This is a genomic window from Paraburkholderia sp. GAS348 (genome assembly GCF_050434205.1).
Lineage (GTDB): Bacteria > Pseudomonadota > Gammaproteobacteria > Burkholderiales > Burkholderiaceae > Paraburkholderia.
This window is the reverse complement of record NZ_JBNPVT010000006.1, coordinates 292351-305874: the sequence shown is the minus strand read 5'-3', so window position 1 is coordinate 305874 and position 13524 is coordinate 292351. Positions and strand designations below refer to the sequence as shown.

At 63.6% G+C, this 13524-nt stretch carries 9 protein-coding genes and 1 pseudogene; 8 read left to right on the top strand and 2 right to left on the bottom strand.

Translation table 11 applies throughout. The features are described 5' to 3' along the window. Positions 1-115: 115 nt before the first annotated feature. The 3 genes and pseudogenes from P3T22_RS13700 to rluB all read left to right on the top strand — a co-directional run bounded on the left by P3T22_RS13700 (position 116) and on the right by rluB (position 4656). Positions 116-1339: a pyridoxal phosphate-dependent aminotransferase gene (locus P3T22_RS13700; RefSeq protein WP_429325233.1), complete on the top strand. Its 1224-nt coding sequence runs from the start codon at positions 116-118 to the stop codon at positions 1337-1339. Between the two features lie 361 nt (positions 1340-1700). Next, positions 1701-2697, top strand: a pseudogene (gene scpB, locus P3T22_RS13695) (SMC-Scp complex subunit ScpB). A gap of 63 nt (positions 2698-2760) precedes the next feature. Further along, positions 2761-4656 carry a 23S rRNA pseudouridine(2605) synthase RluB gene (rluB, locus tag P3T22_RS13690; protein WP_063495749.1) on the top strand — a complete coding sequence of 632 codons (1896 nt, stop codon included), beginning with the start codon at positions 2761-2763 and terminating at the stop codon, positions 4654-4656. A 43-nt stretch (positions 4657-4699) separates the two neighbouring features. On the opposite strand, the gene P3T22_RS13685 is transcribed toward rluB, so the two are convergent. After that, the gene (locus P3T22_RS13685; protein WP_063495750.1) at positions 4700-5002 is read right to left on the bottom strand and encodes a hypothetical protein; all 303 of its coding nucleotides are present in this window, start codon (positions 5000-5002) and stop codon (positions 4700-4702) included. Positions 5003-5188: 186 nt separating this feature from the next. Here P3T22_RS13685 and rimP point away from each other — a divergent pair, with 186 nt between their 5' ends. The 5 genes from rimP (at position 5189) to truB (ending at position 11767) form a co-directional block, all read left to right on the top strand. Then, on the top strand, positions 5189-5647 hold the full coding sequence (gene rimP, locus P3T22_RS13680) for a ribosome maturation factor RimP (protein WP_028199738.1): 459 nt from the start codon (positions 5189-5191) through the stop codon (positions 5645-5647). Further along, the gene (nusA, locus tag P3T22_RS13675; RefSeq protein ID WP_063495751.1) at positions 5644-7119 is read left to right on the top strand and encodes a transcription termination factor NusA; all 1476 of its coding nucleotides are present in this window, start codon (positions 5644-5646) and stop codon (positions 7117-7119) included. Before rimP ends, nusA begins: the two co-directional genes overlap by 4 nt. Positions 7120-7213: 94 nt before the next feature. Then, entirely contained in the window at positions 7214-10186 is a 2973-nt protein-coding gene (gene infB / locus P3T22_RS13670; RefSeq protein WP_063495752.1) for a translation initiation factor IF-2, read from the top strand. A gap of 203 nt (positions 10187-10389) precedes the next feature. Beyond that, the gene (gene rbfA, locus P3T22_RS13665) at positions 10390-10755 is read left to right on the top strand and encodes a 30S ribosome-binding factor RbfA (protein WP_028199735.1); all 366 of its coding nucleotides are present in this window, start codon (positions 10390-10392) and stop codon (positions 10753-10755) included. Positions 10756-10831: 76 nt separating this feature from the next. Continuing rightward, on the top strand, positions 10832-11767 hold the full coding sequence (gene truB / locus P3T22_RS13660) for a tRNA pseudouridine(55) synthase TruB (protein WP_063495753.1): 936 nt from the start codon (positions 10832-10834) through the stop codon (positions 11765-11767). Positions 11768-11960: 193 nt separating this feature from the next. Here the strand turns inward: truB and P3T22_RS13655 are convergent, their stop codons facing one another. Beyond that, complete coding sequence (locus P3T22_RS13655; RefSeq protein ID WP_429325232.1) at positions 11961-13523, bottom strand: DHA2 family efflux MFS transporter permease subunit; 1563 nt, start codon at positions 13521-13523, stop codon at positions 11961-11963. Between the last annotated feature and the right edge of the window lies 1 nt (position 13524).

Genomic DNA, 13524 nt, shown 5'->3' with positions numbered 1-13524 from the left:
GCGCGTCGTCACCCGGTGACTTCGCCGTTCTAAAAACAGGTGCCGCGCTAAACTGTCGGCTCTGCCGGGCGTCAGCCTTGACTCATTACCCGTCCATCACCGTCTGGAAGCCTCGATGAGCGAATCGGATCTGCCTGTGTCCTCCGTCCCCAATGCGCGCGATGCCGTGCGCGCACTACGTCCTTCGCAGATTCGCGAAGTCGCGAACGCGGGTTTCGGCGTCGCAGACGTGCTGCCGTTCTGGTTTGGCGAGTCCGACCGGGTGACCCCGGCCTTCATCCGCGACGCCGCCAGCGCTGCGTTGGCCGCCGGCGCTACCTTCTATACGCATAACCTGGGCATTGCGCCGCTGCGCGAGGCGCTCGCGGGCTATGTCAGCGAGTTGCACGGGAGCACGTCGCCTGAGCACATCGCGGTGACGAGCGCCGGTGTCAACGCGTTAATGCTGGCTGCGCAGCTAATCGTGGGCGCGGGCGACCGCGTCGTCGCGGTCACGCCGCTGTGGCCGAATCTGGTCGAGATTCCCAAGATTCTAGGTGCGCATGTGGAAACCGTCGCGCTGGGCTACGGCGAACGCGGCTGGCAACTCGATATCGAGCAGTTGCTGGCGGTGTTGACGCCAGACACGAAGATGCTGCTGATCAACTCGCCGAACAATCCGACCGGCTGGGTGATGAGCCGCGACGAGCAGCGCGCCGTGCTGGCGCATTGCCGTCGCCACGGCATCTGGATCGTCGCCGACGAAGTCTATGAACGTCTTTACTATGCGGGCGACGATTCCGCTGCGCGCGGCGCCCATTCGCGCACGGCGCCGTCGTTTCTCGATCTGGCCGCGCGCGACGAGCGCGTGATCTGCGTAAATTCGTTTTCCAAGGCGTGGCTGATGACCGGCTGGCGGCTCGGCTGGCTCGTTGCGCCGGCCTCGCTGATGGACGATCTGGGCAAGCTGGTCGAATACAACACGTCGTGCGCGCCGGCTTTCGTCCAGCAGGCAGGCATCGCGGCCGTCCAGCAGGGCGAGCGCTTCACGCAGGAGCTGGTGCTCGACCTGAAGGCGTCGCGAGACCATCTGATGCATGCGCTGTCCGTCGTGCCTGGTGTCGACGTGAAGGCGCCGCCCGGAGCGATGTATCTGTTTTTCTCGATGCCGGGTGCGTCGCGCAGTCTCGAGCTATGCAAGGCCATGGTGCGCGAAGTGGGCTTGGGCGTGGCGCCCGGCAGCGCCTTCGGCCAGCAAGGCGAGGGCTTCGTGCGCTGGTGCTATGCCTGCGACACGGCCCGGCTCGACGCGGGTGTCGAGCGGCTGAAGACGTTTCTGGCGAAACACGGTACGCATTGAGCCGCAGCGGAGCGGGCCGGCGGCCCGGCTTATGAGGCGGTTTCGGGCCCATTCCGCTCCGATTCCTGTTCATTTCCGCCAGCTTTCCCTTTTTAGCGGGTGACTTGAGGCAGCGCTGAAAAATGCGCCGGGGATTTCGTCTTTACGCACCGATTGTTTTTGCGTAATATGGCGCTCAGTCACGCGATTCCTTTCAGGAACATCGCTGCTCCGTCCGGCTGGGTTTGGCTCGATTGCCTGTTTCGCCTCCCCCCGGTGCGTGCTCCCATCAATATGACCGATCAGAATCGGGCGAGCGCGTCTTCAGTTCCACATCGTCTGTTTGATCCGGTTCTTTGACCACAGGGTCTGACCTAGCTGCATGAATACCCAAGAGGCGAAGATCGTCCTCGAGACTGCCTTGATCTGCGCGCAGGAGCCGTTGAAGCTCGGCGATTTGCGCAAGCTCTTTGCCGACGGCGTGTCGGCAGACACTGTTCGGAATTTGCTCGAAGACCTCAAGCAGGATTGGTCTGGGCGCGGTGTGGAGCTGGTCGGGCTGGCGTCGGGCTGGCGATTTCAAAGCAAGCCCGCGATGCGGTCGTACCTGGATCGTTTGCATCCTGAGAAACCGCCGAAATATTCGCGCGCGGTACTCGAGACGCTCGCGATCATTGCGTACAGGCAACCGGTCACGCGCGGCGATATCGAAGAGATTCGCGGCGTCACGGTGAATACGCAGGTCGTCAAGCAACTCGAGGATCGCGGCTGGATCGAAGTGATCGGCCATCGTGATGTGCCAGGCCGTCCGGCGCTATATGCGACCACGCGGCAATTTCTCGACGACCTCGGTTTGAAGGCGCTCGACGAATTGCCGCCGCTCGCCGATCCGTCGGCGCAGCTGAATGCGGATTTGCTCGGTCAGCATGCGATCGAATTTTCCGAGGTCGAGGCCGCACAGGCTTTGGCTTCGGATGATGAGAACCCGCTCGAAGGGCCGTCGGAATCTGCCTTTGGCGAGGCAGGTGCTGAAGCAGGTGAGGCAGTTGAACTTGCCGAGGCAAGGCATGATCCGGCGGATGCCGCGCCGGCGCCTGAGTCCCATCAGGACGCTTCTGCAGCGCCGAATGGGCAAGAACATGCCGAAGCGGCAAACATTGAACCGCAGGCCGGCGCTGCCGAGCCTGCACTGAATCACGATCCGGTCTCCCAGGCCGATCCGGCAATACCCGCGCACGACTTGGGCGTACTCCGCAATACGGAGCGCGCCGCCGAGCCGAACCCGACCACGGCATCGCGGCGATCCTGAGGATCGCCGCGATGCCGCGCAGGACGCAGGCATTCTGACCGACGACGAACCCGAGTCGCGCAGCGCCTGACGTAATCGAACTTTTTTGCCACGCCCGCAATGGGCGTGCGCGACCTGACATTTTGAGGTTGTTTTGACACATACCCACGACACCGATTCGTCCGAATCCGAGCGCGCCGTGCCGTCGGCACGCGCCGACGAAGCGCGCACCAAGCAAGCGTCGGCAGGCGAGGGCGAGCGCCCGGCGCAGACCACGGAAGCAGACGGCGAAGACCGTCCGCGCCGCGGCCTGCGTCGCGGACCGCGCAGCCTGATCGCGCGGCGCCGCGCCGGCGCGAAGACGAAGGGCGCCGAAGGCGCGCCCGCGCAAGGAGCGCCGGTCGTCACCGAAGCGCCGCCGGACGGCGAGGTGGTCGCGCAGGTGCGCATGCCGCGCAAGGATGCAGGCGCCAAGGGCCCGCGCCGCAATGCGGGCGGCGCGAAGCGCGAGGGCGGTCAACGTGAGGGGGCGCCCCGCGAGGGCGGACCTCGCGAAGGTCAGCGCGATGGCGGCCCTCGCGAGCGTCAGCCGCGCGAAGGCGGTCAGCGTCAGAATCGCCGGGGCGGCGAAGCACCGGTGGCAGCCGCGACCGAAGCGAGCCCGGACGACCTGTTCTCGTACGTCACCTCGCCCGCCTTCGACGCGGACAACAGCGCCACCGGCGGCGTGCGCGCGCCGATGCTGCGCCGTGGCAAGCCGGCTGCGCCCAAACGCGTCCTCGCCGCGGACGACGACGCGCCGAAGCTGCACAAAGTGCTGGCCGAGGCCGGCATGGGCTCGCGCCGCGACATGGAAGAACTGATCGTCGCCGGCCGCGTGTCGGTGAACGGTGAGCCAGCTCACATCGGCCAACGCATCATGCCGACCGACCAGGTCCGTATCAACGGCAAGCCGGTCAAGCGCAAGCTGGCCAGCAAGCCGCCGCGCGTGCTGCTGTATCACAAGCCGACCGGCGAAATCGTCAGCCACGCCGATCCGGAAGGCCGCCCGTCGGTGTTCGACAAGCTGCCGCCCATGAAGACCGCCAAGTGGCTCGCGGTTGGCCGCCTCGACTTCAACACCGAAGGTCTGCTGATGCTGACCACCTCGGGCGATCTGGCCAACCGTTTCATGCATCCGCGTTACAGCGTCGAGCGTGAATATGCGGTGCGCGTGGTCGGCGAGTTGGCGGAAGGCATGCGTCAGAAGCTGTTGCACGGCGTCGAGCTGGAAGACGGCCCGGCGAACTTCCTGCGCATCCGCGATGGCGGCGGCGAAGGTACCAATCATTGGTATCACGTCGCGCTCGCCGAAGGGCGTAACCGTGAAGTGCGCCGTATGTTCGAAGCAGCCGGCTTGATGGTCAGCCGCCTGATCCGCACGCGTCATGGCCCGATTTCGCTGCCGAAGGGCCTGAAGCGCGGTCGCTGGGAAGAACTCGAAGACAATCAGGTGCGCGCGCTGATGGCATCGGTGGGCCTGAAGGCGCCGTCGGAAGAAAAGGGCGGCCGCAGAGAGGCGCCGGAGCGCAAGCAGCCGGATCCGATGCAAACGTCGATGGGCTTCATCAGCCGCGAACCGGTGCTGATGTCGCATGGCCGTTTCGATCAGCAGCAGCCGCGCGGTCAAGGCCGTCGCGGTGCGGCGGGTGGTGGCTTCGGCGGCGGTGCGGGCGGTGGTTTTGGTAGCGGTGGCGGCTACGGCAATCGCGGCGCTGGCCGCAGCGTCGGTGGCTTCAGCGGCCCAATGGGCGGCGGCGCGCCTGGCCCGCGTGGCGGCCGAGGTGGTGACGTCGACGGCAATCGCGCGCCGTCGGGCGGTGGCAATCGTGCGGCTGGCGGCGGTAAGCGCGCTGGCGGTCCTGGTGGCAATCCGGGGAGTGGCGGTGGCAGCCGCGGGCCGGGCGGCAATCGTGGCGGTAACGCCAACCGCGCCGGTGGTGGCAACGCCAACGCGGGCGGCGCCAATCGTAGTGGCGGCGCGCCGCGCGGCCGCTCGCGTGGCCGTTAAGCAGCAAGCGCTGTAAGCATGACGGTGGGCGGCTGATCGTTTCTCAACGATTCACGCCTCGCCACCGTCGGAATCGATCGACGGGCGTTGCGGATTCATCGCAGGTTTCATAGAACGCATAAAACCGCGGTGCGTGCATAAATAGGGGCGGCGTTTCCTGGCCCTGCTTGCCCGGCGCGGGTCCGAGGCCGTGCAAGCCGCCTTGCAAAAGGCCCGCAGCGCTGCTATTTCGTTGAAAGATTCCCATGAAATCAAGCGGAAATGCGCTTCGCGCGGCGTTCTGCGGTTTGCGTTTGTCCCGAAAAATGGCTACAATCGCGGAGTCGCTGGGCGTGCGGCTTTTCATGTGCGGCTCAGGTGCGACCACCGGCAATAAGATGATGGGCGTTTAGCCCATTTTTTTTTGCCGCTCAGTTCTCAGTGGTTCGGCATCTCGGGTAGCACGAACGTGCGCCGGCTTGGCGCGCGGCCCGCATTGGTGTTTGCAGACAAACCCGGCAGGTCTCGCCGCGCGAACATCTTAGAGGGCACTGTGCAACTGACGGAACTGATTGAAACCACGGTCGTGGGACTCGGCTACGAGCTCGTCGATCTCGAGCGCACCGGGCGCGGCATGTTGTGTATTTATATCGACCAGCCGGCCGGCATCGCGATCGAAGACTGCGAGAAAGTCACGCGTCAGCTCCAGCACGTTCTGACGGTCGAAAATATCGATTACGAGCGGCTTGAAGTGTCGTCGCCGGGTCTCGACCGCCCGCTGAAAAAACTGGCGGATTTTGAACGCTTCGCAGGCAGCGAAGTGGTAATCACATTGAAAAAGCCATTGGACGGACGGAAATCGTACCGGGGCATTCTGCATGCTCCGCAAGGCGAGACGATCGGTCTGGAATTTGAAGGGAAGGAAGGCGCCGCGATGCTCGATTTCACCGTCGCGGATATCGATAAGGCACGCCTCGTTCCGAAAGTTGACTTTAGGAGCCGCAAACAATGAGTCGCGAAGTGTTGATGCTGGTGGATGCGCTGGCACGCGAGAAGAACGTCGATAAAGACGTGGTATTTGCCGCGCTCGAGGCGGCCCTCGCTTCGGCCTCCAAGAAACTCTTCGAAGAAGACGCGGACATCCGTGTCCAGATCGACCGTGAAAGCGGCGAGCACGAAACGTTTCGCCGCTGGAAGGTGGTGCCGGACGAAGCCGGCCTGCAAGAGCCGGATCAGGAAATCCTGCTGTTCGAAGCACGCGAACAGAAGCCGGAAATCCAGCTCGACGAATACATCGAAGAACCGGTGCCGTCGATCGAATTCGGCCGTATCGGCGCGCAGGCCGCCAAGCAGGTGATCCTGCAGAAGGTGCGCGACGCCGAACGCGAGCAGATCCTGAACGACTTCCTCGAGCGCGGCGAGCACATCATGACCGGCTCGGTGAAGCGCCTGGATAAGGGCAACTTCATCGTCGAAACCGGCCGTGTCGAAGCGCTGCTGCGCCGCGACCAGCTGATTCCGAAGGAAAATCTGCGCGTGGGCGACCGCGTGCGCGCCTATATCGCCAAGGTCGATCGCACCGCTCGCGGTCCGCAGATCGAGCTGTCGCGTACGGCGCCCGCATTCCTGATGAAACTGTTCGAAATGGAAGTGCCGGAAATCGAACAGGGCCTGCTGGAAATCAAGGCGGCGGCCCGCGATCCGGGCGTGCGCGCCAAGATCGGCGTGGTCGCTTACGACAAGCGCATCGATCCGATCGGCACCTGCGTCGGTATCCGCGGTTCGCGGGTACAGGCCGTGCGCAACGAGCTTGGTGGCGAAAACGTCGACATCGTGCTATGGTCGGAAGATCCCGCACAGTTTGTGATCGGCGCGCTCGCGCCGGCAGCCGTCCAGTCGATCGTCGTCGATGAAGAAAAGCATTCGATGGACGTCGTCGTAGACGAAAACGAACTGGCGGTCGCGATCGGCCGAAGCGGCCAGAACGTGCGTCTTGCCAGCGAACTCACCGGCTGGCAGATCAACATCATGACGCCGGACGAATCTGCGCAAAAGCAGAATCAGGAGCGCGGCGTACTGCGTGACCTGTTCATGGCGCGTCTCGATGTCGACGAAGAAGTTGCCGACATCCTGATCGACGAAGGCTTTACGAGCCTCGAAGAGATCGCCTATGTGCCGCTCAACGAGATGCTCGAAATCGAAGCATTCGACGAAGACACCGTTCACGAACTGCGGAATCGCTCGCGCGATGCATTGTTGACGCAGGCGATCGCGAATGAAGAAAAGGTTGAGAATGTTGCACTCGACCTGAAGAGCCTGGACGGCATGGACGCCGACCTGCTCGCCAAGCTTGCCGAACATCAGATCCAGACGCGCGACGAACTCGCCGAGCTGGCTGTGGATGAACTGGTCGAGATGACCGGAATGGAAGAGGATGCCGCTAAGGCGTTGATCATGAAAGCACGTGAACACTGGTTCCAGTGAGAAATGACCATGGCGCACTAAATTGAACGCGGCCGTCAGGCCGCATGACCCGATGCTAACCGCAAGGAATCGGTCCTTGCATTAAGAGGAATGAATGGCGAGTAACAACGTAGCCCAATTTGCCGCGGAACTGAAAATGCCTGCAGGCGTGCTGCTCGAGCAGCTGCAGGCGGCGGGCGTCACCAAAGCGAGCGAAGATGACAGCTTGTCCGAAACGGACAAGGCGCGTCTGCTCGACCACTTGCGCAAGTCTCACGGCTCGACTGATGCGGACAAGCGCAAGATCACGCTGACGAAACGGCATACGTCGGAGATCAAGCAATCCGACGCGACGGGCAAAGCTCGCACCATTCAGGTCGAGGTGCGCAAGAAGCGCACTTTCGTCCGCCGCGACGAAGCCGCCGGTGAAGGCGGCGATGCATCGAATCATGTGGCCGAGGCCGACGTCGACGTCGACGATCTCGAACTCCAGCGCCGTGAAGAGGAAGCTCGTCACGAAGCCGAACTGCTCGAACAGCAGGCTCAGGAGTTGAAGGCGCGTCAGGAGCAGCTCGAGCGCGAAGAAGCCGAACGTCAGGCGCGCGAACAGGCTGCTGAAGCCGAGCGCCGTCGTGCGGAAGAAGAAGCGGCGAAGAAGCGCGCGGCGGCTGCGGCCGAAGCGGCGGCTCGCGAGCAGGCTCAAGCTGCGAAGCCGGCGCAGGCTGCCCAGCCGGCGGCGGCCAAGGCTGAACCGGTCGCGGCCAAGGCTGCGGAGCCGGCGGTTGCCAAGGAAAGCGAGCAGGACGACGAGCGGGCTGCGGCAGAACGCGCGGCGCAACGCGAAGCGGCGAAGAAAGCGGAAGACGCAGCGCGTCAGGCGGCCGAGAAAACGCGCGCCGAGCAGGCAGAAATCAGCAAACGCCGTGCTGCGGCGGAAGCCGAAGCGCGTGCGATTCGCGAAATGATGAACACGCCGCGCAAGGCGCAGGTGAAGGCGCCGGAACCGGCGCCGAAGCCCGCTGAGCCGGCCAAGGCCGCGGAAGCCAAGGGCACGTTGCACAAGCCGGCGCGTCCGGCGGGCGAAGCGCCGGCACGTCCGGCAGCCAGGAAGCCGGCGGCTGCGGCTCCGGCTGCCACGACCACGCCGTCGGCTGGCGACAAGAAGAAGCCGGGCGGCGGCAAAGGCGGCTGGCAGGACGACGCAGCGAAGCGCCGCGGCATCAAGACGCGTGGCGACACGAGCGGCGGTGTCGATCGCGGCTGGCGCGGCGGCCCGAAGGGTCGCGGCAAGCATCAGGATCAGAACACCACGTTCCAGGCGCCGACCGAACCGATCGTGCGTGAAGTGCACGTGCCGGAAACCATCACGGTCGCCGATCTGGCGCACAAGATGGCGGTGAAGGCCTCGGAAGTCATCAAGTCGATGATGAAGCTCGGCCAGATGGTCACGATCAACCAGATGCTGGACCAGGAAACGGCGATGATCATCGTCGAGGAACTGGGTCACCACGCGGTTGCGGCCAAGCTGGACGATCCGGAAGCCATGCTGGTCGAAGGCGAAATCACGGACGCGGAAGCACTGCCGCGTCCGCCGGTCGTCACGGTCATGGGCCACGTCGACCACGGCAAGACCTCGCTGCTCGACTACATCCGCCGCGCCAAGGTTGCAGCGGGTGAAGCAGGCGGGATTACGCAGCACATCGGCGCCTATCACGTCGAAACGCCGCGTGGCGTCATCACGTTCCTCGATACGCCGGGCCACGAAGCATTTACGGCCATGCGTGCTCGCGGTGCGAAGGCAACCGACATCGTGATTCTGGTGGTGGCAGCCGACGACGGCGTGATGCCGCAAACGAAGGAAGCCATTGCTCACGCGAAGGCAGGCGGCGTGCCGCTCGTCGTCGCGATCAACAAGATCGACAAGCCGGATGCGAATCCGGAGCGCGTGAAGCAGGAACTCGTCGCGGAAGGCGTCGTGCCGGAAGAATACGGTGGCGATTCGCCGTTCGTGTCGGTGTCGGCCAAGACCGGCGCGGGCATCGACGACCTGCTCGAAAACGTGCTGCTGCAAGCCGAAGTGCTGGAACTGAAGGCACCGGTCGAAGCGCCGGCCAAGGGTCTGGTCATCGAAGCGAAGCTCGATAAGGGTAAGGGTCCGGTCGCAACGATCCTGGTCCAGTCGGGTACGCTGAACCGCGGCGACGTGGTGCTGGCAGGCAGCGCTTACGGTCGCGTGCGAGCCATGCTCGACGAAACCGGCAAGCCGACCAAGTCGGCGGGCCCGTCGATCCCGGTTGAGATTCAAGGTCTGTCGGAAGTGCCGCAAGCTGGCGAAGAAGTCATCGTCATGCCGGACGACCGCAAGGCGCGTGAAGTCGCGTTGTTCCGTCAAGGCAAGTTCCGCGACGTCAAGCTGGCCAAGCAACAGGCCGCGAAGCTCGAGAACATGCTGGAACAGATGGGCGAAGGTGAAGTGGCGTACATGCCGCTCATCGTCAAGGCCGACGTGCAAGGTTCGCAGGAAGCTTTGGTGCAGTCGCTGCTCAAGCTGTCGACCGACGAAGTGCGTGTGCAGATCGTGCATGGCGCAGTGGGCGGGATCAGCGAGTCGGACGTCAACCTGGCTACGGCTTCGAAGGCGGTCATTATCGGCTTCAACACCCGTGCGGATGCACAGGCGCGCAAGCTGGCGGAAAGCAACGGCGTCGATATTCGCTACTACAACATCATCTATGACGCAGTAGATGATGTGAAGGCCGCGATGTCGGGCATGCTGGCACCGGAGAAGCGCGAAGTCGTGACGGGTACGGTCGAAGTCCGCCAGGTCTTCAAGGTGCCGAAGATCGGCGCGGTGGCCGGCTGTATGGTCACGGACGGTTTCGTCAAGCGCTCCTCGTCGGTACGCGTGCTGCGCAACAACGTTGTGATTCATACGGGCGAGCTCGATTCGCTCAAGCGTTTCAAGGACGACGTGAAGGAAGTCCGTCAGGGCTTCGAGTGCGGTATGTCGATCAAGAACTTCAACGATATCGTCGAAGGCGATCAGTTCGAAGTCTTCGAAGTTACCGAAGTCGCGCGTACGCTGTAATTCACGCGGCATTGGCTCAACGGGCGGAGCGGGCTTAAGCGCCCGCCCCGCCCGTTGTTTTTGGGCCGGCGCATTTGTCGCGTAGTGCGCCCCGCGGTGGTGTGCAGTCGCTATCAAGCCGCTTCATTGCCGTCCCGGCAACCACCACCACGGCTCGCGCGAACAACTTTTTTGCATCCGTCAGAACGGATCACACAAACACCATGCCTAAAAAACGTTCTTCTCCCAATCGCAACGTGCAGATTGCCGATCAGATCCAGCGCGATCTGTCCGAGCTGCTGCGCGAGGTCAAGGATCCGCGCATTGGCCTCGTCACGATTCAAAGCGTCGAGCTGACGCCCGACTACGCGCACGCGAAGGTTTACTTCACGACGCTGACCGGCGACCCGCAACAGACGCTCGAGGCGCTCCAGCACGCGGCCGGCCATTTGCACAATCAGCTGTTCAAGCGGCTGCACATCCATACCGTGCCGACGCTGCATTTCCATTACGACCAGACGATCGAACGGGCCGTCGAAATGTCCCGTCTGATCGACGAGGCGAATGCCAATCGCGCAAAAGAAGACTGAGCGCGCCGTGGCAATGCCTCAGGCGCAGTTTATCTAGCGCTGTTTCCGACCACTTCGAAGACCCTGTCTTTCTGACATGACCGCACCTCAACGCCCCCGCGTGCCGCGTCGCGCGCTCGACGGCGTACTGCTGCTCGACAAGCCGCTCGGCCTGTCGAGCAACGACGCGCTGATTCGCGCGAAGCGTCTCTACCTGGCCAAAAAGGCGGGCCACACCGGCACGCTCGATCCGCTCGCGACAGGGCTCTTGCCGCTGTGTTTCGGCGAAGCGACCAAGTTTTCGCAAGATCTGCTCGAAGCCGACAAGACCTATGAGGCGACCATGCGCCTCGGTATCCGCACGACCACCGGCGACGCCGAAGGCGAACCGATCGACACGCGCGACGTGACCTGCGATCAGGCTGCTGTCCAGGCGGCGATGCAGACATTTCTCGGCGAGATCGTCCAGGTCCCGCCGATGTATTCGGCGCTCAAACGCGACGGCAAGCCGCTGTACGAATATGCGCGCGCCGGCCAGACGGTCGAGCGGGAAGGGCGTCTGGTGACGATTCACGCGCTCGAGATGCTGGCCTGTGCATTGCCCGATGTGACGTTTCGCGTGACGTGCAGCAAAGGCACGTATGTGCGCACGCTTGCCGAGGATATCGGCGAAGCGCTCGGCAGTGGTGCGCATCTGGTCGCCCTGCGGCGTACGGGCGTCGGCGCGCTGACGCTGGAGAATTCGGTGACGCTCGACGCGTTGTCCGATGCGACGGAGAGCGAGCGTGATACGTGGCTGCAGCCGGTCGATGCATTGCTGTCCACCTTCCCGCTCGTGACCCTGGACGAAGACGCGACCCGTCGCTTCCTGCACGGTCAACGTCTGAAACTCTCGGAGTTGACCGTCACCGGCGACGCTGTGAATGCACCCCGCGTGCGCGTGTATGCAGCAGAAGGGCGTCTGCTGGGTGTCGCAAAGCAAGGCGAGGGCGTATTGGCGCCCGAGCGGCTGGTCGTTACCGCGGCGAGCTAGCCCGAAGATCGGCATCGTCGCCGCGACGAGCGGTATCTGCATCGCCGCGGCAGCAAGCTGAGCATCGGCCTCATCACCGCAACGGGTCAGGCCGACACATCAGTGGCAACAAAAAGGCGGAACCGCTCAACAGCGGTCCCGCCTTTTTTCCTGCACCTGCATACAGCCCGCGTCGCGGACGGAAGCTAAAACTTCAATGCGCCGCCGCCGCCGCTGCGCCAGCATCACCACTGGCGCGTTCTGGCCTCGCCATCCAGATCAGTGCGATCAGCGCGACGAAGATCCCAGCCGATACGAAGAACAGATCGTTCACGCCCAATTGCGCGGCCTGCTGCGTAGTCATCGTATTGAACAGACCATACGCCTGCGGCTGACTGAAGCCCGCCGCACCCATCTGCCGGATCGACTGATCGAATACCGGGTTGTACGCGCTCGCCTGTTCGGCGAGTTGCGCGTGATGCATGATGGTGCGGTGATCCCACACGGTCTGGAAAATCGACGTCCCAATCCCGCCGCACATGATCCGCACGAAATTCGACAAGCCCGACGCCGCCGGAATCCGGTTGCCCGGCAAACCCGATAGCGTGATCGACACCAGCGGGATGAAGAACCCCGCCATGCCAATCCCCTGAATCAAGGTGGGCAGCAGCAGCGAATAAGTATCGACGCCGGTCGTATAACGCGAGCGCATCCAGAAGCACAGCGCGAACACAAGGAACGACAAGGTCGCGATATAGCGCGGATCGGTACGCGGCAACACCTTGCCGGTGATCGGCGACAGCAGCACGGCGAACAGGCCGACCGGCGCCATCACGAGACCCGCTTCCGTGGCGGTGTAGCCGATATCGGTTTGCAGCCACAACGGCAACAACACGAGGTTGCCGAAGTAGAGCCCGTAGCCGATCGACAATGCAATCGTACCGCTCGTGAAATTGCGCCGGCTAAAGAGCGACAGATCGACCACCGGATGCTCGGCCGTCAATTCCCACACGATGAAGAACGCGAGCGAAATCATCGCGACCAGCGCCAGCACGACAATGGTGGTCGACGAGAACCAGTCGAGGTCCTTGCCCTTATCGAGCATCACCTGCAACGAGCCGACCCAGAGGACCAGCAGGCCGAGGCCGACGCCGTCGATCGGCGCTTTTTTGACGACCGAATCGCGGTTGCGGAAGATCGTCCACGTTGCCACGGCAGCGATCGCGCCGACCGGAATGTTGACGTAGAAAATCCACGGCCACGAGATGTTGTCCGAGATCCAGCCGCCGAGAATCGGGCCGGCCACCGGCGCGATCAGCGTGGTCATCGCCCACATCGAGAGAGCCATCGGCGCCTTGGCGCGTGGATAGCTGGCAAGCAGCAGCGTTTGCGACAGCGGAATCATCGGGCCGGCCACGGCGCCCTGCAGCACGCGCGAGGCAAGCAGGAACGGCAGGGTGGGCGCGAGGCCGCACATCCACGACGAGATCACGAACAGGATGATCGACGCCATGAACAGGCGCACCTGGCCGATCCGGTCGGTGAGCCAGCCGGTCAGCGGCACGGAGATCGCGTTCGCCACCGCGAACGATGTGATCACCCATGTGCCCTGGTCGGACGAGACACCGAGATCGCCCGAAATGGACGGGATCGATACGTTCGCAATCGACGTGTCGAGCACGTTCATGAACACGGCGAGCGACACCGCGAGGGTGCCGATCACCAGTTGCGCGCCCTCGAGCGGCGGATGAGGGACTTGCGCCTGAGCCTGAGCCATT